Raw genomic sequence first — 20,802 nt, forward strand, 5'->3', positions numbered from 1 at the left:
TCAGGCTCCTTCCACGTCGATTTCGCGGTCTCCGTGCACTACCTCAACCAGCTTGATCGCTTCCTGCTCCATGCCGACGACCAGCTCATCCACTCTCCGGATAAAGTAGCGGTGGCATATAAGTGCCGGGATGGCGACGCTCAGGCCAGCGGCCGTAGTAATAAGCGCTTCAGAGATACCACCGGCGAGGTTGCCGGCGTTGCCAACCCCGGCCAATTGGATCTCGGCAAATACCTTGATCATGCCAATGACGGTACCAAGCAGTCCCAGCAGAGGGGTGATCGTCGCAACGGTACCCAGCGGGTTAAGGAAACGCTCCAGATCATGGATGACCTGGCTTGCCTCGTGCTCGATGCTCTCTTTCATGATTTCGCGGCCATGCTTGGCGTTAAGCAGGCCACCGGCAAGAATCCGGCCCAGGGGCGATGACCCCTGCAGGGCTTTCAGTTTCCGGCCATTGAGTTCTTTCTTCTTGATCCAGCGCCATAACTCATTGATGGTCTGGGGGGGCGCGACCCTGGAAGCGCGAAGGGTCCAGAAACGCTCCAGAATGATGGCCAGCGCCAGAATGGAGCAGGCAACAATTGGCACCATCAGAATGCCACCGGCTTTCAACAGCTCGAACACGCTTGGTCTCCCTGATTGTTTGCAAGCCGCGCTACTTTAGCATAGCTACCCGTGGAGGCCACACCTGCAATGTCACGGTATTTTACATTGGTCACGGGCAAGCCCCGAACCACCGACCCAGAACGACGAGCCATGCCGCATTTCCTTTAATACCAGCTTTTTATCGACAACGGTCATCTCGACGCTGCCTGAACATGCTGTGTTCAGCGGCACCGCTCCGACCCCCGCGTAACGTGCGGTTACCGTCGGGTGGGGATGACCGTACCGGTGGCGATAGCCAGCGGTATAGATGACCCGATCTGGTCTCAGCACGCGCACCCAGGGTTCGGAAGATGAGGTTTTGCTCCCGTGGTGGGGCGCAACGAGCACGCGATTCGAAGGAACCTGAACGTCCTCTCGGCCAGCCATATAAGCCAGATACTCTGCCTCCACGGGTTCGGTAATATCTCCCGGCAAGAGCCACTCAGTTCCGGAGTCAGGGTGGTAGATACGCAACACACAGGAAGCGTCGTTACCCTCTTGTGCGCCCTCACCCTGCCAGAACTCGAGGACCAATCCTCCCAGCCTATCTTCAGCCTGTTTGCAGGCTTGCACAGGCAGTTCGCCAACCTGCTGCCTGACCGCCGCAGGCTCACCAGCAATGACACGGCCGACACTGACGTTCCGGGAAAGCTCCGAGATGCCACCGGCATGATCGCTGTCGGCGTGGCTGATCACGAGGGTGTCAATTCGCTTGATTCCTTCAGCCGCCAGATTGGGCAAAAGCGTGGATTCGACGGCCGAAAACACGCCGGGCACGGCGGGACCGGTATCGTAGACAAGAACCTCGCGCCCGTGTCGGACCAGAACCGAAAGACCCTGCCCAACATCCCATACCCTTACAACTGGCTCTGCAACGTACGAATTCCTTTCGGAAGAAGGGGCCGGATACACCAGCCACAACACCGCAGAAAGAACCGCCACAAGCCGGAACATGGCGAACGGCAAACACAATACTGAGACGCTCAGCAACGCCCAGCCAACAAGCTCCGGGACACCAGCCGGGATGTCGGGCGCCTGCCATTGCGCAAGCCACATGAGCCATTGCCACAGAACACCGAGGGTTAGATCGAATATTGGTAAGAACAGCTGGGCGGCGCCTGGAACTACGGCGGCAAGCAACCCACCCGCGACAAGCACTGGCATAACCACAAGGGATACCCAGGGAATCGCGACCAGGTTGGCCAACAAACCTACCAGGGGCTGGCCCTGCCCCAGTATTTCGAGGATTGGCCATAATCCGCCAAAAACCGCGAGCTGGGCCAGGACGAGTCCTCTCAGCCACCCGGTTCCAGCCAGTCGCGACGAGAATACAGTGATCAGGGTGGCAACCGCAGCGAACGAAAGCCAGAATCCCTGGTCCAGGGGCGCGAAAGGGTCCAGCACAAGAACGGCAGCCAACGCGGCCAGGAAAACGTTCCAGACCGGGGCCTGACGACTCATCAGTACCAGCCACCCACCGGCCACAACCATCACCAGAGCCCTCTGGGTTGGAACGGTAAATCCCGCCGCCAGGGCATAAACCAGACAGCAGAGGATAACGGCCAGGAAGGCAAACCAACGCCTTGAGCTATCGCTCACTATGTGTGCCGGAACAGTCAGCAACAGTCGCCGGCACAGAAACCCTGCCCCCAGGGCGATCAGACCCAGGTGCAGGCCCGATATGGCAACCAGGTGAATGGTGCCGGTCGCCTTGAGCACATCCCAGTGCTTCTGTTCCATGTGGCCGCGATGACCTATGAGTAACGAAGAAACCAGCGGAAAATGACGGGCACCGCCAAATTGCTCGATGGTCCATTGGTGAAGCAAACGATGCAGCTTCCGGTACTGGCAATGGACGAAACACCCGACATCCCGGTCAACCTCCACGCTACGAATGCTGCCCGTGGCCCGGTAGCCCTTGCGAAACAGCCAGTCCTCGTAGCGAAAGCCCGCGGGGTTCAGGGAGCCGTGGGGGCGCTTGAGCACGACTTCCAGCCGCAAACGTTGGCCCGGGAGCCGCTCCATTCCGTGACCGTACCAGGACAACCTGAGCAGGTCCGGCATCCTTGCTTCCTCTCGGGTCGGGATGGGAAGGTTGTGCCACTGGGTGACACAGAAACTGAAACGTAAACTGTTGAAGCTACCGGGCGAAGGAATATCACATACGTATCCCGAGACAGAGAGACGCTCGCGTTCCAGGCTTGCCGGCAGAACCGTTGAAAGCCGGTCACTGGCATGCCACGAGGCCCAGGAGAGTCCGACCATGATGCCAAGAGCAGATACGAATGCGGAGCTGGCAAAGGTCGGGGAAACGCAGATCCGGCCTAAGGCCAGCAGTGGTATCGCGGCTATCAACCACGTGGGAGGTGGCAGTATCGACAACCAATACAGTAAGATAACGCCACAAGAGAAGGCGATAACGCCCAGCGCTGCGGAACCGGAGTCGCCCGAAGGGCCCACCGGTCTGTTGATACTTCCGGACAATCCTTGTCCTCCTGTATGTCACAAACACCGGCGACATCCGATGAGCCGGTCTACTAACTCCGTCTAAAGGCAGAACTTCCAATGCCAAAGAAGTTCATGAAACGCTATCTGCCCTCACCAGAGAAGGTGCAAGCGATGCAGTCGCTGAGCTTTCTGGGCGATATCCTTCATGAACCGAACCTGTGGCACATCAACCGTCACAGTGTTGCGCGGGCCTTTCTCGTCGGCATCTGGTTCTGCTTTATTCCCATGCCCTTCCAGATGCTCGCGGCGGCCTTTTTTGCCATCTGGTTCAATGCCAACCTGCCGCTTTCAGTGGTCCTGGTATGGATCAGCAACCCTGTAACCATGCCGCCAATGTTCTATTTCAACTACAAGATTGGCGCCTGGGCTCTGGATCGGCCTGTACTCAGTTTTGATTTCGAGCTCTCGTGGTCCTGGATCAGCGAGCGGCTGCTGGATATCGGCATTCCCCTCTATCTCGGGTCCCTGGTGGTCGCAACGGTCTCCGCTTGCGTGGCCTACCTGATTATCCAGTATCTGTGGCGCCGGAAAATTCGCTCTGACTGGCAGGTGCGACGCACCGCACGACTCAGACGCCGTCGTGAGGCTGATCAGGCTTCCTGAATCAGGCGACCCTGCTCAAGCCGCATGACACGCCCCAGGCTTCTGGCCATTTTCATGTCATGGGTGACCATGACAAAGGCAATACCCAGCTGATCCCTCAATGACTCGATCAGCGCCTGCACCCCTTCTCCGGTATGTTCATCCAGGTTGCCCGTCGGTTCGTCCATCAGAACACAGTCCGGTTCGTTGACCAGTGCCCGGGCAATGGCCACCCGCTGGCGTTCGCCACCGGACAGCTCGCCGGGTTTGTGATCCAGCCGTTCGGCAAGCCCAACCCGCTGCAGCAGGCTGGCCGCCTTGTCCCTCGACCTGGATACCGCCATACCGCCCAACGCACAAGGCATCATCACGTTTTCCAGAGCGGTGAACTCCGGCAACAGGTGATGGAACTGATAGACAAACCCGAGATGGGCATTCCGGAACCGGGCGCGCCGTCCCTCGGAAAGCCGGTGAATGTCTTCGCCACAAATGGAAATCTGGCCGGAAGATGGCTTGTCGAGCCCGCCCAACAAGTTGAGCAACGTGGTTTTTCCGGCACCACTGCTGCCCACAATGGCAACGGTCTCCCCCTGCGCAACTTCGAGCGAGATATCCGAAAAAATGGTGAGCTTGCCGAGACCCTCGTTATAGGTTCGGGTCACCTGACGGCAGTCTATTACCAGGGCAGAGTGTGCCATTGCGGATTGTTCCTTACTCATAACGAAGCGCCTCCGCCGGATCCACCCTGGAAGCCCGCCAGGCCGGATAAATCGTTGCCAACAGACTCATAGCGAGGCCGGCGCCACTGATGATAAACACGTCCTGCCATTGCAGCTGGGAAGGCAGATAGCTGATGAAGTAAACGTCCGCGCTCAGGAACTGGTGGCCAAGCGCTCCCTCCAGCCAGGAAATAAAGGCACTGATGTTGAGCGCTCCGAAAACGCCCAACGCCGTGCCAACAATGGTTCCGAAGATACCGATGACCGCCCCCTGAACAATGAAGATACGCATGATGCGTCCCGGTGTTGCCCCCATGGTCCTGAGGATGGCGATGTCACCGGTTTTGTCGGTAACCACCATCACCAGCGTGGACACGATATTGAATGCAGCGACAGCCACGATAAACATCAGCAGCAGGCCGATCATGGTTTTCTCCATGCGGATGGCCTGGAACAGGTTGCCGTGGGTTCGGGTCCAGTCGGATACGTAATACCGGCCGCCCAGCGACTCAGCAGCCTGCTGCGACACCTTGGGAGCGGCAAAAAGGTCATCCACCAGCAGGCGAATACCCTCGGCTTTGCCCCCGGTCCGCATGAGCTTGGCGGCATCATCCATGTGAATCAGGGTGTAATTGCCATCCAGTTCTGCCCCGACACTGAAGATGCCCTTGACCGTGAACCGTTTGAGCCTGGGCAGGACCCCAGCCGGCGTAACCGAGGCTTCCGGCAGGACCACGGTTACCTTGTCACCGATCTGAAGACGCAGGCTGGCCGCCATCAACCGACCGATGATGATGCCGAATTCGCCAGAAACCAGATCGTTGAGACTGCCTTCGACCATGTGGTTTTCAATGATAGAAACCGTGCGCTCCTCTTCCGGGAGAATGCCGTTAAGCACGACCCCGCGAACATTTCCACCGCCGGTAACCATACCCTGCCCCTGTATGAAAGGCGCAGCAGCCAGCACGCGGGGGTGCTGCTGCACCTTCGCGTCGATTGATTGCCAGTCGTCAAGCGGCCCGGCGCCTTGAATGGTAGCGTGGGGCACCATCCCGAGAATTCTCTGCTTGAGCTCCCGATCGAAACCGTTCATGACCGAGAGCACGATGATCAGAACCGCAACTCCCAGCATCAGCCCGATCATGGAGGTCAGGGAAATAAAGGAAATGAAGTGATTGCGGCGTTTGGCGGCCGTGTAACGCAAGCCAATATAGAGTGATAAGGGTCTGAACATTGAGAGGTGCCTGTTGCTACCTTCCGGTCTGTCGTGGTCTGGTTTTCCCGGGTACCTTCCAGCACGACGGGAAACTGCTAAACTGTTCTGTACCAAATAAAAATTCAGCCTTCCGGAGCCGCGATGCAGTCGTCCGACATCCCCAACCAACCGGTGGACTATTCACCCGAACGGCGGGACTTTTTCCGCATTGAAGACCGGATCGGCCTGGAGATCCGCAAGCTGGCGCCTGGCACCGCAATGGAAGAAGATGCCTTCGACGGCGACCATCTTGAGAGCCTGAAAGCTGAATTCAGGCGGCTGGATCAGGACGTTAAATCCCAGCTTGCCAGCCTTGCCGAAAAAGACCGGCTGCTTACCGGACTGATCAAATCCCTGAACGGCAAGCTGGACACGCTTGCGCGCATTATGGCCTTTGAGCAAAATCCGTTGCAACCTGAGGACTGGCAGGAAGTAACCCTGAGCGAGGGTGGGCTGTCGTTCTCGAGCAGCACCCCTGCCTGGCAGCCGGGAGACCGGCTCGCCGTTCGAATGACCCTCCCACCCGAACTTTTCCAGCCCCGCGCAGTTGCCCGAGTTATCGAGGTACACCCCGATTCGTCAGGCGGAGCAAGGGTCCACACCGAATTCGCCCGGATTGAGGACAGCGATCGCCAGCAAATCGCACGACATGTGATGCGGTGGCAGATTCGACAGCGTCAAAAGGAGTAGACTGGGGAAAAACGAGTGACTTTTGCTAATCTTTTTCGGATATTACGCTTTATCCATGTCCTCCCGAGGACATCAGTTTTCATGGAGACCCATCAATGAGAAAGCAAACTACCCTGTTCGGCGCACTGGCAGTGACTGCCACACTGGCCCTTTTCCCGATGACGTCCGCGGTAGCTGAAGAAGTCCGCGTGCCAGTCGGCACCCAGGCCGATCGCGACCAGGCCAGCTTCCCCGGCTCTGGCATGAGCCAGTCATCAGTGCGCGCCTCCTGGGGTGCACCCGTGGAAATTGAAGGTCCCGTGGGCCAGCCACCGATCACCCAGTGGCACTATCAGGGCTTTATCGTGTATTTCGAAGGCGACCGGGTTATCCATACCGTTCTCAAGCCGAATCGCTGAAGGCCCGAGGGGCCTTTCCAGGCTGGAAATTCCCTTCCCATGTCCTGACGTTCAACCAATCGTTGGTTAGAATGGCGTCTTTTATGATTCAAGGTGACGTAGTGACAACCAAACGAGTGTTGCCCGCAGAGTGGGCGCCCCAGAGTGCCGTCATGCTGACCTGGCCCCACCCGGGAACCGACTGGGCAGGCCTGATCGACGAAGTTGAACCGGTGTTCCTCGACATCGCGAAAGCCGTACTCCCACACGAACACCTTGTCATCAGTTGCGAACACGTTGTCCGCCTTCAGGAGCTAGAACGGGACCTCAATCGGTACGCCGAGGACAATGGCTTTCCGGGACGCGTGAGATCGGTTCCGGCACCGGCGAATGACACCTGGGCCCGCGACCATGGACCCATCACCATTCTCACCGATGAAGGGCCGACACTGCTGGATTTCAGGTTCAACGCCTGGGGCGGAAAGTTCCCCTGGGAAAAGGACGATGCGTTAAATAATCACCTTTTCAATGCTGGCGTCTTCGGCACAACCAGGATGCAGCAGGTCGGTTTTGTGCTGGAAGGGGGTTCATTTGAATCGGATGGTCAGGGCACCCTGCTGACCACATCCGAGTGCCTGCTGACGCCCACCCGAAACCCGGCCATGGATCGCACGGCGATTGAACAGCTGCTTTCCGAGGTGCTGGGAATCCGGCGGATTCTCTGGCTCAACCACGGCTATCTTGCCGGGGATGACACCGACAGCCACATCGATACCCTCGCCCGATTTTGCGCCCCGGATCACATCTGCTACGTGACTTGCCCAGATGTGGCGGATGAACACTACAGCGCGTTGGCAGCCATGGAGGAGGAACTTCAGGAGTTCCGCCAGGCCGACGGCGCGCCCTACAAGCTGACGCCTCTGCCCTGGCCTGATGCCATCCATGATGAGGACGGTGAGCGTCTTCCGGCCACCTACGCCAACTTCCTGATCATCAACGAGGCGGTTTTGCTTCCTGTTTACGGCGTTGATCAGGATCAGGACGCCATTGCTGTCATGAAAGAGATCTTTCCGACACGAGCAATAGTGCCGATCAATTGCCGGCCCTTGATTCGTCAGCATGGCAGCCTTCACTGTGTGACCATGCAAATTCCCGCCGGAGTAGTCAGTTGATGAGCAGTGAGTTGCGCAAAAGCCAAATCAATGTTGCCGTCATCCAGCAGGCCTGTAGCAGCGACAAGGCCGCCAGCCTCGCCACTACCGAGAAACTGGTTCGTGAGGCCGTAGCCAGTGGCGCCAACCTGGTGATCCTCCAGGAACTTCACGCCACCCTATATTTCTGCCAGACCGAGGAAACGTCTGTTTTCGAGCTGGCAGAGCCGATTCCCGGCCCTACCAGCAAGCGCCTGTCTGACCTGGCCCGGGAACTGGGTATTGTGCTGGTTGGATCCATTTTCGAACGTCGTATGAACGGCGTGTATCACAACACGGCGGTTGTATTTGAGAAAGACGGCTCCCTGGCAGGGCTGTACCGGAAAATGCACATTCCGGACGACCCGGGGTTCTATGAAAAATTCTACTTCACGCCCGGTGACGCCCAGTTCAACGATGGCCGCAGCGGTTTCACGCCTATCGATACGTCTGTCGGCAGGCTCGGCGTGCTGGTGTGCTGGGACCAGTGGTACCCCGAGGCCGCAAGGCTGATGGCCCTGGCTGGCGCCGAGATCCTGATCTACCCAACTGCGATCGGCTGGGATGTAACGGATGACCCCGATGAACAGGCGCGTCAACTGGACGCCTGGGTCACCGTGCAAAGGGGCCATGCCGTTGCCAACAACCTGCCAGTCGTGGCTCCGAACCGGGTAGGCACCGAACCCGACCCCTCCGGGCACAGTGACGGCATCCGTTTCTGGGGTAACAGTTTTATCTGTGGCCCGCAGGGTGAGTTGCTGGCCCGGGGCGATGACAGCTCCGAATGCATCCTTGCCGTCACCCTGGATCGCAGCCGCAGTGAATCGGTTCGCCGTATCTGGCCGTATTTGAGAGATCGCCGAATAGACGCCTACGGCGACATCCTCAAACGCGTAAGAGACTGAGCCCCGAATGAAAAAACTGGTCGATACCGTAGTCAGTGAACTGAACCAGATACTCCTGGGCAAAGACCAACAGGTACGCCTTGCCCTCTGCGGGCTTCTGGCCCGGGGGCACCTGCTGATCGAAGATATCCCCGGCATGGGCAAAACCACTCTTTCTCATGCCCTGGCCAAGGTGATGGGGCTGACGTACCAGCGCATCCAGTTCACCAACGACCTGCTTCCGGCGGATGTGCTGGGTTACTCCATGTACGACAAACAGGCCGGCAGCCTGGTATTCCACCCCGGCCCGATCTTTGCCCAGGTGGTGTTGGCTGATGAAATCAACCGGGCATCACCGCGAACGCAGAGCGCTCTGCTCGAAGCCATGGAAGAACGGCAAGTGTCCATCGAGGGCGAGACCCGGCCACTGCCCCATCCGTTCTTCGTAATTGCCACCCAGAATCCCATCGAGCAGGGCGGCACCTATCCCCTGCCCGAGTCCCAACTGGACCGGTTCCTCATGCGTCTTCGCCTCGGCTATCCGGACCCACGGGCCGAGCGGGAGCTGCTGGAGGGCGAAGACCGACGTGCCATGACCGAAAAGCTGCCGACCCTGCTCTCCCAGGCCGACCTGAAAACCCTGCAGGAGGGCGTTACCCGGATAACCGCCAGCCCGGCACTTCTGGATTACGTGCAACGGTTGCTGGAACAGAGCCGGAGAATGCCCGGCCTTCTGTACGGGCTTTCGCCCCGGGCGGGATTGGGACTGGTGCGGGCCGCCAAGGCCTGGGCCCTGATGGAGGGGCGTCATCACGTGCTGCCTGACGACATCCAGGCCGTGTTCCCTGCAGTGGCAGCCCACCGTCTCGAACAGGGCGAGTCCGGCAAAAGCGCGGAAAGGGTTCGTCAGCTGTTGGCAACTGTTTCTGTGCTTGAGTAAATAGCAAGGTTTTATAAGCGGAATTGGCCAAAACGAATGGCAGACCGCGCCTTTCATGTTAGCCTTTGCTCCTTTCCCCGAAGCGTCTGGCCCTGAAACCGGGGCCCGGCAACGTACGGCTTTTTCAGTGAGAGAATTCCCAATGAGCGACACCAAACATTCCCGACTGATCATCCTCGGTTCTGGCCCCGCAGGTTACACCGCTGCCGTTTACGCAGCCCGCGCCAACCTGAATCCGACCCTGATTACCGGTATTGAAGTCGGCGGCCAGCTCACCACCACCACCGACGTCGACAACTGGCCCGGCGACAACGACGGCGTTCAGGGCCCGGAGCTCATGCAGCGCATGCTCAAGCATGCCGAACGCTTCGAAACCAGCATCGTCTACGACACCATCAACGAAGCCGACCTCCGTAACCGCCCATTCCGCCTCAAGGGCGATGGCGGCGAGTACACCTGCGACACCCTGATCATTGCTACCGGCGCCTCCGCTATGTATCTCGGCCTCGAGTCTGAAGAGAAATTCAAAGGCCAGGGCGTCTCCGCCTGCGCCACCTGCGACGGTTTTTTTTACAAAAAACAGAAAGTTGCCGTTATTGGCGGCGGTAACACCGCGGTCGAAGAGGCTCTGTACCTCTCCAACATAGCCGACGAAGTGACCCTGGTGCACCGCCGCGACAGCCTGCGTGCCGAGAAGATCCTCCAGGACAAACTGTTTGAAAAAGCCGAAAACGGCAACGTCAAGATCGTCTGGGACCACACCCTCGACGAAGTCCTGGGCGACGGCACCGGCGTCACCGGTATGCGCGTCAAAAGCACCAAAGACGACTCCACCCAGGAAATGGACCTGGCCGGCGTATTCATCGCCATCGGCCACAAACCGAACACCGATCTGTTCCAGGGCCAACTGGACATGGAAAACGGCTACATCCGCATCCGCTCCGGCCTCGAAGGCATGGCCACCCAGAGCAGCATTCCCGGCGTATTCGCCGCCGGCGACGTAGCGGACCACGTCTACCGCCAGGCCGTCACCTCTGCCGGCTTCGGTTGCATGGCCGCCCTGGATGCGGAAAAGTTTCTGGATCAGCAGGATTGATCTAGTCTTTTAGAAGACCAAACGGAAATTGATCGAGGTCGGGAGGGCCAGCCTTCTAAAACTGTGCGGAGCCAGGGATGGCGGAGCCAAGCGTACATGGACGTATTCACAGCGTGTTTTAGAAGGCTGGCCCTCCCGGGCGCGACTCCCAGGCCCGTTAGTATTCAGATCAACGCGAACTAGGCAGTAAAAACCGGAGAAGGATGACCTCACTACCCTGGCTAGACCCGGACCAACTCTGGTTCCCCCCCGCCAACGAAGCCCTGGACGACCCGGACGGCCTTCTTGCCCTCGGCGGCGACCTTTCCACCGAGCGACTCATACTGGCCTACCGGAACGGCATCTTCCCCTGGTACAGCGACGACCAGCCCATTTTGTGGTGGTCACCGAATCCGCGGTGTGTCCTTTTTCCGAACGAAATCCACGTTTCACGGAGCCTGCGCCGGACCCTGAACCAACAACGCTTCCAGGTAACCGCAGACAGACACTTCGGACGAATCATCCGCCTGTGCGCCTCAACCCGTGCCGAAGGTACCTGGATTACCGAAGAAATGATTGCCAGCTACTCAGAGCTGCATCGCATGGGCGTCGCCCACTCCATCGAAATCTGGAACCAGCGTGGTGAATTGGCCGGTGGCATGTACGGACTGGCCATTGGCCGGTGTTTCTTCGGTGAATCCATGTTTTCTCTGGAAACCAACGCGTCCAAAGTTCTCATGGTTCACCTGGCGCACCAGTTACAGCTCTGGGGCTACCGGATTATGGATTGCCAGGTAGAGAGCCGGCACCTGCTTACCATGGGCGCACGGACTATTCCACGGGAAGAGTTTTTATCTATACTCAGGATGAGCATCGATCAGAAACCGGATCAGACCGACTGGACCTTCCGATGGCGTTGGCCCGGGCCGGAGGAGTGAATGAGCAATCTCAGAACCCTGGTGTTCTTCGCGACACCACCGCACGATTGCAGCTACCTGCCAGACCGCGAGGCCACCACCATGTTTGTGGATCCGCGGGCTCATATCGACAAAAAGCTTTACAGCCAACTCACGGCTCTCGGCTTTCGCCGCAGCGGATCCCACTACTACCGCCCTCACTGTGAGCAGTGCAATGCCTGCATACCGGTTCGGTTGAAAGTTGATGATTTCAAGCCGGACAGAAGCCAGCGGCGTGTTCTCCGGAAAAACAAGGATTTGCAGTGCACCATGGCGCCCGCCACCTTTGCGGAGAGGTATTACCAGCTCTACGCCAATTACATCGAACAAAGGCACAAGGACGGCGACATGTACCCGCCGACCCGGGAACAGTTCACCTCGTTTCTGGTAGAAGGCGCAACCGATTCCTGGTTTCTGGAAATCCACCAGGGCGAACGGCTGGTAGGACTGGCAGCAGTCGATCTTCTGGACGATGGCCTTTCGGCCATCTATACGGTTTTCGATCCTGATCTGGAGGACCGCAGCCTGGGCACCTTCGCAATCCTCTGGCAAATTGAGGAAGCCTGCCGCAGGGGGCTGCCCCACCTGTACCTCGGTTACTGGATCAAGCAGTGCCGAAAAATGAATTACAAAACACGCTTCCGACCCATCGAAGCACTGAGAGACGGGCACTGGCGTGAACTGGACGCAGGCTAACTTTGCCAAACGCCGATAAATCAGGCAGAATTGCGCAATTTAGAATCACGAGAAGCATATTCAAACGAGGTTTCTACTGAATGCCGAAATCAGATGCCATTGAAATGGAAGGCGTTATTATCGATACCCTTCCAAACACCATGTTCCGCGTTGAGCTGAGCAACGGTCATGTTGTGACAGCCCATATCTCCGGAAAGATGCGCAAGAACTACATCCGCATCCTGACAGGTGACAAGGTCAAGGTTGAGCTGACTCCCTATGACCTGAGCAAGGGCCGGATCGTATATCGCGCCCGTTGATGCTCCCATGACATCTGAAAGCCCCTTCGGGGGCTTTTTTCGTCAGGGCACAAAAAAACCGCTGCCGGTTACCCGGCCAGCGGTTTTTCTTTAATCGAGCCTGTCTCAGACCGCCTCTGCAGGCTCGTCCTCGTACTCGAATACCAGCTCGTCATCCCGCAGGTGGATGAAGACATCCCCGCCTTTCTCTGAAAGGCGCCCGAACAGGATCTGCTCGGCCAGCGGCCGCTTGATCTTGTCCTGGATCAGGCGGGACATGGGGCGGGCGCCCATGGTGACGTCATAGCCCTTCTCGGCCAGCCAGGCCTTCGCCTCGTCATCCACATGCAGAACCACATGCTTCTCATCCAGCTGCGCCTGCAGCTCGGTGAGGAACTTGTCCACCACGTGGGTGATGGTATCGATCTGCAGGTCGCCGAACTGGATGATACCGTCCAGGCGATTTCGGAATTCCGGCGTGAAGGTCTTGCTGATAATTTCCATGCCGTCGGTGCTGTGATCCTGCTCGCTGAAGCCAATAGAGCGACGAGCCATGCTCTCGGCACCAGCGTTGGTGGTCATTACCAGAATGACGTGGCGGAAATCTGCCTTGCGGCCGTTGTTATCGGTCAGCGTGCCGTGATCCATGACCTGCAGCAGGAGGTTGAACACTTCCGGATGGGCCTTCTCGATCTCGTCCAGCAGCAGGACACAGTGCGGATGCTTGTTCACCGACTCGGTCAACAGGCCACCCTGATCGTACCCAACGTAGCCCGGAGGCGCACCGATCAGCCGTGATACGGTGTGCCGCTCCATATACTCCGACATATCAAAGCGTACCAGTTCGATACCCAGAACCTTCGCCAACTGCTTGGTAACCTCGGTTTTACCGACACCGGTCGGCCCTGCGAACAGGAAGGCACCCTCTGGCTTCTCGGGGGCCTTGAGCCCGGCGCGAGCCAGCTTGATGGCAGTGGACAGCGATTCGATGGCCGGATCCTGACCAAAGACCGTCATCTTCAGATCCCGCTCCAGGTTCCGCAGCAGATCCTTGTCGCTGGTAGACACGTTCTTCGGTGGGATACGGGCAATATTTGCAACCACATCCTCGATCTCGGTGACATCAACGGTCTTCTTACGCTTGCCTTCCGGCTGCAGCCGCTGGCGCGCGCCCGCCTCGTCAATGACGTCAATCGCCTTGTCCGGCAAGTGCCGATCGGTGATGTAACGGTCGGACAACTCTGCAGCCACCCGAAGCGCCTTGTCGGTGTATTTGAGATCGTGGTGCTTTTCGAAATTCGGCTTGAGGCCCTTCAGGATCTGGTAGGTGTCCTCAACACTGGGCTCGTTCACATCGATTTTCTGGAAACGGCGCGCCAGGGCGCTGTCTTTCTCGAAAATACCCCGGAACTCCTGGAACGTCGTTGAGCCAATGCACCGGATTTCACCCGAACTGAGCATGGGCTTCAACAGATTCGACGCATCCATCACGCCGCCGGAGGCAGAGCCCGCTCCGATGATGGTGTGGATCTCGTCGATGAACAGGATCGCGTGGTTTTCTTTCTTGAGTTCGGCAAGCAGACCTTTCAGACGCTTTTCGAAATCGCCGCGGTACTTGGTTCCGGCCAGCAGGGCACCCAGATCCAGCGAGTAGACCACCGCATCGGAAATAATATCGGGGACCTGTCCGTCGACGATACGCTTGGCGAGCCCCTCTGCGATGGCGGTTTTGCCAACCCCGGCCTCGCCGACCAGAAGCGGATTGTTCTTCCGGCGGCGTACAAGGATCTGCACCACCCGCTCGACTTCGTGTTCACGGCCGATCAGCGGATCAATGCGGCCCTGACGGGCCTGCTCGTTCAGGTTGGTGGCGTAGCTTTCAAGCGGCTTGGATTGTCCGCCTTCCTCGCCAGCCTCCTCGTGGGACGCCTGATCCTGACTCTCCTGATCTTCGGCGCCCTGAACCCTGGAAATACCGTGGGAAACAAAGTTGACCACATCAATGCGGGCAATGCTCTGTTTCTTGAGCACATACACCGCCTGGCTTTCCTGTTCACTAAAAATGGCCACCAGCACATTGGCGCCGGTTACCTCTTTCTTGCCCGAGGACTGCACATGGAACACAGCCCTTTGCAGGACTCGCTGGAACCCCAGTGTTGGCTGGGTCTCGCGCTCACTGTCGCTGCTCGGAATCAAAGGTGTGGTGGAGTCCACGAATTCGACAAGCTCTTCCTGAAGCCGCTTGAGGTCTGCACCACAGGCTTTCAGGACGCCCACTGCCGATTCATTATCCAGTAGGGCCAGCAACAAATGCTCCACAGTCATGAACTCATGACGCTTGTCCCGGGCATTCTTGAAGGCCGTATTCAGCGTAATTTCTAGATCTTTGCTCAGCATGGGCCACCCCAACGTCTATCAGTCCGCACGTTCAATCTCGCAAAGGAGCGGATGTTCGCATTCCGAAGAATACTGGTTCACCTGTGCCGCCTTTGTTTCCGCGATGTCCCGGGTATATACCCCGCATACAGCTTTTCCCTGTGTATGGACGAGCAGCATCACCTGCGTCGCCTTTTCCTCATTCATTCCGAAGAACTTCATCAACACATCGACCACAAAATCCATGGGCGTGTAATCATCGTTCAGAAGCACCACCCTGTATCGCGCCGGGCGCTTGAGAGCGGGCTTCTCGGGAGCAACGCTGAGGTCATCCTGTCGCCCCGGTTGTTCGTCCTCCCCCTGATTGAATACTAGTAGAGAATTTTCGATAGTCCGCATCATTCCTTACCGGTTTATCGGTGCCCTTGTTAAATGTGGATGTCCGCCCCGGGGTTTTCAAGCGGGGCATGAGATATTTATCAATACGAACATGATACCGCTTCCAGACTGCGTTCAACCACACATTCCAGGCATAGAAACTATTGACTCACCGCAATGATTGGCCGAAAGTTAAGTTGCAATGTAAAATAATGTAAATCCATGCAAGGTTTGTGTAACAGGATTCGGACCGACTGTGCGACGGCGCCGATAGGCACACAGAGAATTAACAAGAATAGAGACAGCAAAAGAACAGGGGAGTTCATCATGCCAAGAGGCAAGGTCAAGTGGTTCAACAATGCCAAAGGGTACGGATTCATCATCGAGGATGGCTGCAGTGACGACCTGTTTGCGCACTTCTCTTCGGTGCAAATGGACGGCTACAAGACCTTAAAAGCCGGCCAGGCCGTAACCTTCGACAAAAAGCCCAGCGACAAGGGCATTCACGCAGTCAACATCGTTCCCGACGAGCTGCCTGCCAGCAAGGCGCAAACTGACGCCAGCAGCGACTCTGCCGGACAATCCGGCCAGCAGGAATCAGGCAGGGACGGCTATCCGCCCCGTGCAGTCAACGCCTGACCTGTTCTGGTAACGCAAAATCACACCCACCGGTCGTCTGCTGGTGGGGGTCTCTTTTTTTGTCCTTCAAAAAACGTCGGGTGACAGGTCCCCCTGGGCGGTGGCGCCCGCCCTACTTTGCCAGCCTTCCTGTTTGCAGTACGCTGCACTGCTCAAAGACAGCGGATATCCGGGAAAGACCTGCGCATGGCCGAACTCGTGCTTTTCAATAAACCCTTTCATGTTCTGAGCCAATTCACAGACGATGGCGCTTCCGGAAGTAAACCACCTCGCGCTACCCTGGCAGATTACGTGCACATCCCGGGCATATATCCGGCCGGACGTCTGGACTACGATTCCGAGGGCCTGCTCCTTCTGACCGCTGAAGGCTCCCTGCAACACCGCATAGCGTCACCATCACTGAAGATGCCAAAGACCTACTGGGTGCAGGTAGAAGGAAACATTTCTGAAGAAGCACTGAGACACCTGGCTAGCGGTGTGCAGCTCAAGGATGGTCTGACCCGGCCGGCAAAAGCCGACAGAATGCCTGCCCCGACGGTCTGGCCGAGAGTGCCTCCGGTGCGTCATCGGGATAACATTCCGACGAGCTGGATTGAACTGACGATAACCGAGGGCAAGAACCGGCAGGTACGTCGAATGACCGCTGCCGTCGGGTTTCCGACACTTCGCCTGATCCGGTATCGGATTGGTGACTGGACCCTTGACGGCCTCGAATCCGGAGCCCATCGAACGGTCACCGTCAATTTACCCGCTTCACCAAAACCAACCCGCCGCGGCAACGCCGCTGGCGCCCGAACCAGGAGAAACCGGAAATCATGACCTGGACACCCCATGCTACCGTGGCCGTCATAGTCGAGGATGAAGCCGGCCGTTACCTGATGGTTGAAGAGATCAGCGGCGGCAAGGTTGTTTTCAACCAGCCGGCTGGCCATATCGAAGAAGATGAAGCCATTCTGGATGCCGTTCGACGGGAAACCCTTGAAGAGACAGGCTGGAACATAGAGCCCATACACTTCCTTGGCATTTACACCTACAAGGCTCCGGCCAACGGCGTTACCTACTATCGTTTCTGCTACGCTGCGCGGGCTGGCGACCGGGTTACTGAACAGCTGGACGATGGCATCATCGCCGCCCACTGGCTCACCCTGGATGAAATCCGCGCGCTGGGGGACAAACTGCGCAGTCCGCTGGTCATCCAGTGCATAGAAGATTACCGAAACGGCCGGCGATACCCGCTGGACGTGGTGGTGGACGCGCAGACGCCACCCTCGGAAAGATGATAAACTCGCGGTTTTTTAGTCGGTAACGAAGCTGTCATGACCAACGCACCCGAAGCCTCCTCTCCAAACAGTAACGCCAACACGCGTGTGATCGTCGGCATGTCCGGCGGCGTGGATTCTTCAGTGGCCGCCTGGCTTCTGAAAGACCAGGGCTATCAGGTTGAAGGCCTGTTCATGAAAAATTGGGACGAGGATGACGGCACCGAGTACTGCACAGCCATGACAGATCTGGCCGACGCCCAGGCCGTTGCCGATGCCATCGGCATCAAACTGCACACCGCCAGTTTTGCAGCCGAGTACTGGGACCGGGTTTTTGAGCACTTCCTCTCTGAATATCAGGCCGGACGAACACCCAATCCGGATATTCTTTGTAACAAAGAAGTGAAATTCCGGGCTTTTCTGGACTATGCCATCACCCTTGGTGCCGACTATATTGCAACGGGCCACTACGCCCGGCAACGGCCGATTGCTGGTTCAACGGGCAAGGCCCAACTCCTGAAGGGACTGGATCCGAACAAGGACCAGAGCTATTTCCTGCATGCCGTCTCCGGCGACCGCATTGCGCGGACCCTTTTCCCGGTCGGCGAGCTGGAAAAACCGGAAGTCCGCCGTATTGCCGAACAACAGGGTTTCGTTACCCATGATAAAAAAGACTCCACCGGTATCTGCTTTATCGGCGAACGCAAGTTCAAAGACTTCCTGAAGCAATACCTTCCGGCCCAGCCCGGCGACATTGAAACACCGGACGGCCAGAAAATTGGCCGGCACCAGGGCCTTATGTATCACACCATCGGCCAGAGACAGGGCCTGGGCATTGGCGGTCTCAGTGAATTCGGGGACGAGCCCTGGTATGTGGCGGAGAAAGACCTCAGCCGCAATGTGCTTGTTGCGGTTCAGGGCAAACACCATCCCCTGCTCTTTTCCCGTGGCCTCGTATCCGGTCCGATCGACTGGGTTGCCGGAGAGGCACCTGCTGGACATTTCCGCTGCAAGGCCAAGACCCGTTATCGCCAGCCGGATCAGGATTGCCAGGTTCTGTTGATCGACGGCGGTGTCCGCGTCGATTTTGACGACGCCCAGCGGGCTGTCACGCCCGGGCAGTCCGTGGTTTTCTACGACGGCGAGGTGTGCCTTGGTGGCGGCGTTATTGAGCAGACCTGGCGTGACGACGAACCACTTCCAGACCGTCTGACCGGCACACGTTCCGAGGAACAGACCGCATGAGCCGCTCACTCAAGGATCAGACCCTGGCGTTGGCCGGGGTATTCCAGGCCGCCAACCTGGTCCAGCAGATTGCCCACAATGGCCAGTGCAACGAGGCCAGCCTGGAAACATCTATCCGTTCCCTGTTTGCCACCAACCCGGAGAACACACTGGACGTCTACGGAGGCGAGCTTCGCGATATCCGCGAAGGCCTCGTCACCCTGTCCTCGGTGCTCAGCCAGCAGTCACGGCAGCAGGACATCGAAGTTCTGCGCTACGCCCTCAACCTGATCCAGCTCGAATCCAAACTGAATCGCCGCTCTGACATGCTGGACGTGATTGGCAGTCGCATTGATCAGGCCAGGCACACCGCCAGCCACTTCGGGTACACACACCCGAACCTGATCAGCAATCTGGCTTCCGTCTACGCCGATACCATCAGCACCTTTCGCCAGCGTATCCAGGTGAGCGGTAACCCCTCTGTGCTCCAACGCGAGGAGAATGCCGCGAAAGTGCGGGCACTGCTGCTGGCGGGTATCCGTTCCGCAGTGCTCTGGCGCCAGACCGGCGGCCGACGCTGGCAACTGATCTTTGCCCGCAAGAAAGTGATCGGGCTTGCCAAAGAGCTTGCCGAAGAAGCCAATCGCTCCCTCTACCACTGACGGCGCTGATTCAGAGCCGGCGGTGGTGTATGATATGCACCCCTATTTTCTTTTGATCCGATTCTTTGATGACTTGAGAGGTTTTCGATGGAACTCACCGCCCTGACCGCCATTTCCCCGGTCGATGGACGCTATGGCAACAAGGTCAGCGTCTTCCGTGAAATTTTCAGTGAGTATGGCCTGATCCGGAACCGGGTGACCGTCGAGATCCGCTGGCTACAGAAACTGGCCGCTCACCCTGGCGTGGCCGAGGTTCCTGCGTTTTCCGCCGACGCCAACGGCTTCCTGGACCGTCTGGTGAGCGAATTCAGCCTGGAAGACGCAGAGCGTATCAAGGACATCGAACGCACCACCAATCACGATGTGAAAGCGGTGGAGTACTTCATCAAGGAAAAGATCGCCAGCGTTCCTGAGCTGCACGCTGTCACGGAATTTGTTCACTTCGCCTGCACTTCTGAAGACATCAATAACCTCTCCCATGCGCTGATGCTGCGGGAAGGCCTGGACCACGGCCTGCTACCGGCCATGGACCGCGTTGTCGACAAGTTGGCGCAGCTTTCTCATGACCATGCCGAACAACCGATGCTGTCGCGCACTCACGGCCAGACGGCCTCGCCCACGACCGTGGGCAAAGAGCTGGCGAACGTCGTTCACCGTCTGCGGCGCCAGGTAAAACAGATCCGGGAAACCGAGCTGTTGGGCAAGATCAACGGTGCCGTGGGTAATTACAACGCCCATCTCTCCGCCTATCCGGAAATCGACTGGGCCCAGAACGCACGGGAGTTCATCGAGAGCCTCGGGCTCGACTGGAACCCTTACACCACCCAGATCGAACCGCACGATTACATTGCCGAGCTGTATGACTCCGTCGCTCGCTTCAACACCATCCTGATCGATCTGGACCGTGACGTCTGGGGCTATATTTCCCTCGGCTACTTCAAGCAGAAAACGGTAGAAGGCGAAGTAGGCTCTTCGACCATGCCCCACAAGGTCAATCCCATCGATTTCGAGAACTCCGAGGGCAACCTTGGCATCGCCAATGCGCTGTTCAGCCACCTCTCTGCCAAACTGCCTATATCACGCTGGCAGCGGGATCTGACCGACTCCACCGTACTGCGTAACCTGGGTGTTGGCTTTGCGCACAGCTTGATTGCCTACGAAGCCACCCTAAAAGGCCTGGGCAAACTGGAAATCAATCCGGCCCGACTGGATGAAGACCTGGACCATGCCTGGGAAGTGCTTGCCGAGCCGATCCAGACGGTGATGCGCCGTTACAATATCGAAAAGCCCTATGAAAAACTCAAGGCATTGACCCGTGGCAAGGCAATGACGCCGGAAGTGATCAAGAATTTCGTTGAGAGCCTCGACATTCCAGATCAGGCCAAGGCCGAACTGATGGCTTTGACGCCGGGCCGTTACATCGGTAACGCAGTCGATCAGGCACAAAACATCTGAAACCGGGAGTA

At 57.9% G+C, this 20,802-nt stretch carries 22 protein-coding genes; 16 read left to right on the plus strand and 6 right to left on the minus strand.

Annotated features, from left to right (window positions below; all coding sequences use genetic code 11):
• Positions 1–627: a MotA/TolQ/ExbB proton channel family protein gene (locus HP15_RS10290; RefSeq protein ID WP_008169179.1), complete on the minus strand. Its 627-nt coding sequence runs from the start codon at positions 625–627 to the stop codon at positions 1–3.
• A gap of 72 nt (positions 628–699) precedes the next feature.
• A complete protein-coding gene (locus HP15_RS10295) occupies positions 700–3,132 on the minus strand; it encodes a DNA internalization-related competence protein ComEC/Rec2 (RefSeq protein ID WP_227499745.1) in 2,433 nt (810 codons plus the stop codon).
• 81 nt (positions 3,133–3,213) lie between these two features.
• Between HP15_RS10295 and HP15_RS10300 the strand changes: the two genes are divergently transcribed.
• Positions 3,214–3,759, plus strand: a complete 546-nt coding sequence (locus HP15_RS10300) for a DUF2062 domain-containing protein (RefSeq protein WP_008169186.1) — start codon at positions 3,214–3,216, stop codon at positions 3,757–3,759.
• On the opposite strand, the gene HP15_RS10305 is transcribed toward HP15_RS10300, so the two are convergent.
• Positions 3,747–4,436, minus strand: a complete 690-nt coding sequence (locus tag HP15_RS10305) for an ABC transporter ATP-binding protein (RefSeq protein WP_014577413.1) — start codon at positions 4,434–4,436, stop codon at positions 3,747–3,749. The two genes, HP15_RS10300 and HP15_RS10305, sit on opposite strands and share 13 nt — an antisense overlap.
• 13 nt (positions 4,437–4,449) lie before the next feature.
• Complete coding sequence (locus HP15_RS10310) at positions 4,450–5,691, minus strand: lipoprotein-releasing ABC transporter permease subunit (RefSeq protein ID WP_014577414.1); 1,242 nt, start codon at positions 5,689–5,691, stop codon at positions 4,450–4,452.
• A gap of 123 nt (positions 5,692–5,814) precedes the next feature.
• On the opposite strand from HP15_RS10310, the gene HP15_RS10315 reads away from it, so the two are divergent.
• The 9 genes from HP15_RS10315 to infA all read left to right on the plus strand — a co-directional run bounded on the left by HP15_RS10315 (position 5,815) and on the right by infA (position 12,819).
• Positions 5,815–6,402: a PilZ domain-containing protein gene (locus tag HP15_RS10315; RefSeq protein ID WP_014577415.1), complete on the plus strand. Its 588-nt coding sequence runs from the start codon at positions 5,815–5,817 to the stop codon at positions 6,400–6,402.
• 95 nt (positions 6,403–6,497) lie between these two features.
• Positions 6,498–6,800 carry a hypothetical protein gene (locus HP15_RS10320; protein WP_014577416.1) on the plus strand — a complete coding sequence of 101 codons (303 nt, stop codon included), beginning with the start codon at positions 6,498–6,500 and terminating at the stop codon, positions 6,798–6,800.
• Between the two features lie 101 nt (positions 6,801–6,901).
• On the plus strand, positions 6,902–7,951 hold the full coding sequence (locus HP15_RS10325; protein WP_227499746.1) for an agmatine deiminase family protein: 1,050 nt from the start codon (positions 6,902–6,904) through the stop codon (positions 7,949–7,951).
• A complete protein-coding gene (locus tag HP15_RS10330; protein WP_014577418.1) occupies positions 7,951–8,874 on the plus strand; it encodes a carbon-nitrogen hydrolase in 924 nt (307 codons plus the stop codon). Before HP15_RS10325 ends, HP15_RS10330 begins: the two co-directional genes overlap by 1 nt.
• A gap of 7 nt (positions 8,875–8,881) precedes the next feature.
• Positions 8,882–9,793: an AAA family ATPase gene (locus HP15_RS10335; RefSeq protein ID WP_014577419.1), complete on the plus strand. Its 912-nt coding sequence runs from the start codon at positions 8,882–8,884 to the stop codon at positions 9,791–9,793.
• Positions 9,794–9,935: 142 nt separating this feature from the next.
• The gene (gene trxB, locus HP15_RS10340) at positions 9,936–10,889 is read left to right on the plus strand and encodes a thioredoxin-disulfide reductase (RefSeq protein WP_014577420.1); all 954 of its coding nucleotides are present in this window, start codon (positions 9,936–9,938) and stop codon (positions 10,887–10,889) included.
• A gap of 203 nt (positions 10,890–11,092) precedes the next feature.
• Positions 11,093–11,806: a leucyl/phenylalanyl-tRNA--protein transferase gene (aat, locus tag HP15_RS10345; RefSeq protein ID WP_014577421.1), complete on the plus strand. Its 714-nt coding sequence runs from the start codon at positions 11,093–11,095 to the stop codon at positions 11,804–11,806.
• Positions 11,807–12,520 (plus strand): arginyltransferase, encoded by a 714-nt coding sequence (locus HP15_RS10350; protein ID WP_014577422.1) that lies wholly within the window; start codon positions 11,807–11,809, stop codon positions 12,518–12,520.
• An 80-nt stretch (positions 12,521–12,600) separates the two neighbouring features.
• Entirely contained in the window at positions 12,601–12,819 is a 219-nt protein-coding gene (gene infA, locus HP15_RS10355) for a translation initiation factor IF-1 (protein WP_008169200.1), read from the plus strand.
• 105 nt (positions 12,820–12,924) lie between these two features.
• Here infA and clpA read toward each other — a convergent pair whose 3' ends face one another.
• The gene (gene clpA, locus HP15_RS10360) at positions 12,925–15,195 is read right to left on the minus strand and encodes an ATP-dependent Clp protease ATP-binding subunit ClpA (RefSeq protein WP_014577423.1); all 2,271 of its coding nucleotides are present in this window, start codon (positions 15,193–15,195) and stop codon (positions 12,925–12,927) included.
• 18 nt (positions 15,196–15,213) lie between these two features.
• The gene (clpS, locus tag HP15_RS10365; RefSeq protein WP_008169202.1) at positions 15,214–15,573 is read right to left on the minus strand and encodes an ATP-dependent Clp protease adapter ClpS; all 360 of its coding nucleotides are present in this window, start codon (positions 15,571–15,573) and stop codon (positions 15,214–15,216) included.
• A gap of 306 nt (positions 15,574–15,879) precedes the next feature.
• Between clpS and HP15_RS23000 the strand changes: the two genes are divergently transcribed.
• From HP15_RS23000 to purB, 6 genes are all read left to right on the plus strand, one after another.
• Positions 15,880–16,191, plus strand: a complete 312-nt coding sequence (locus HP15_RS23000) for a cold shock domain-containing protein (protein WP_014577425.1) — start codon at positions 15,880–15,882, stop codon at positions 16,189–16,191.
• Positions 16,192–16,377: 186 nt separating this feature from the next.
• A complete protein-coding gene (locus HP15_RS10375) occupies positions 16,378–17,010 on the plus strand; it encodes a pseudouridine synthase (RefSeq protein ID WP_041645279.1) in 633 nt (210 codons plus the stop codon).
• Positions 17,007–17,471, plus strand: coding sequence for an NUDIX hydrolase (locus HP15_RS10380; protein ID WP_041645280.1), 465 nt, complete (start codon positions 17,007–17,009; stop codon positions 17,469–17,471). Before HP15_RS10375 ends, HP15_RS10380 begins: the two co-directional genes overlap by 4 nt.
• Before the next feature lie 36 nt (positions 17,472–17,507).
• Positions 17,508–18,695, plus strand: coding sequence for a tRNA 2-thiouridine(34) synthase MnmA (gene mnmA, locus HP15_RS10385; RefSeq protein ID WP_014577429.1), 1,188 nt, complete (start codon positions 17,508–17,510; stop codon positions 18,693–18,695).
• Positions 18,692–19,336, plus strand: coding sequence for a high frequency lysogenization protein HflD (gene hflD, locus HP15_RS10390; protein WP_008174761.1), 645 nt, complete (start codon positions 18,692–18,694; stop codon positions 19,334–19,336). The genes mnmA and hflD overlap by 4 nt, the downstream gene beginning before the upstream one ends.
• An 87-nt stretch (positions 19,337–19,423) precedes the next feature.
• The gene (gene purB, locus HP15_RS10395; protein WP_014577430.1) at positions 19,424–20,791 is read left to right on the plus strand and encodes an adenylosuccinate lyase; all 1,368 of its coding nucleotides are present in this window, start codon (positions 19,424–19,426) and stop codon (positions 20,789–20,791) included.
• Positions 20,792–20,802: the final 11 nt, after the last annotated feature.

This window comes from Marinobacter adhaerens HP15 (genome assembly GCF_000166295.1).
In the GTDB taxonomy this organism is placed as follows: domain Bacteria; phylum Pseudomonadota; class Gammaproteobacteria; order Pseudomonadales; family Oleiphilaceae; genus Marinobacter; species Marinobacter adhaerens.

Coding starts and splice junctions, on each gene's coding strand:
- trxB (WP_014577420.1), top strand. CDS start 9,936: ATGAGCGACACCAAACATTCCCGACTGATCATCCTCGGTTCTGGCCCC.
- HP15_RS10380 (WP_041645280.1), top strand. CDS start 17,007: ATGACCTGGACACCCCATGCTACCGTGGCCGTCATAGTCGAGGATGAA.
- clpA (WP_014577423.1), bottom strand. CDS start 15,195: ATGCTGAGCAAAGATCTAGAAATTACGCTGAATACGGCCTTCAAGAAT.
- HP15_RS10300 (WP_008169186.1), top strand. CDS start 3,214: ATGCCAAAGAAGTTCATGAAACGCTATCTGCCCTCACCAGAGAAGGTG.
- HP15_RS10330 (WP_014577418.1), top strand. CDS start 7,951: ATGAGCAGTGAGTTGCGCAAAAGCCAAATCAATGTTGCCGTCATCCAG.
- HP15_RS10350 (WP_014577422.1), top strand. CDS start 11,807: ATGAGCAATCTCAGAACCCTGGTGTTCTTCGCGACACCACCGCACGAT.
- HP15_RS10320 (WP_014577416.1), top strand. CDS start 6,498: ATGAGAAAGCAAACTACCCTGTTCGGCGCACTGGCAGTGACTGCCACA.
- HP15_RS10310 (WP_014577414.1), bottom strand. CDS start 5,691: ATGTTCAGACCCTTATCACTCTATATTGGCTTGCGTTACACGGCCGCC.
- HP15_RS23000 (WP_014577425.1), top strand. CDS start 15,880: ATGCCAAGAGGCAAGGTCAAGTGGTTCAACAATGCCAAAGGGTACGGA.
- HP15_RS10335 (WP_014577419.1), top strand. CDS start 8,882: ATGAAAAAACTGGTCGATACCGTAGTCAGTGAACTGAACCAGATACTC.
- HP15_RS10305 (WP_014577413.1), bottom strand. CDS start 4,436: ATGGCACACTCTGCCCTGGTAATAGACTGCCGTCAGGTGACCCGAACC.
- HP15_RS10375 (WP_041645279.1), top strand. CDS start 16,378: ATGGCCGAACTCGTGCTTTTCAATAAACCCTTTCATGTTCTGAGCCAA.
- mnmA (WP_014577429.1), top strand. CDS start 17,508: ATGACCAACGCACCCGAAGCCTCCTCTCCAAACAGTAACGCCAACACG.
- infA (WP_008169200.1), top strand. CDS start 12,601: ATGCCGAAATCAGATGCCATTGAAATGGAAGGCGTTATTATCGATACC.
- aat (WP_014577421.1), top strand. CDS start 11,093: ATGACCTCACTACCCTGGCTAGACCCGGACCAACTCTGGTTCCCCCCC.
- HP15_RS10315 (WP_014577415.1), top strand. CDS start 5,815: ATGCAGTCGTCCGACATCCCCAACCAACCGGTGGACTATTCACCCGAA.
- purB (WP_014577430.1), top strand. CDS start 19,424: ATGGAACTCACCGCCCTGACCGCCATTTCCCCGGTCGATGGACGCTAT.
- clpS (WP_008169202.1), bottom strand. CDS start 15,573: ATGCGGACTATCGAAAATTCTCTACTAGTATTCAATCAGGGGGAGGAC.
- hflD (WP_008174761.1), top strand. CDS start 18,692: ATGAGCCGCTCACTCAAGGATCAGACCCTGGCGTTGGCCGGGGTATTC.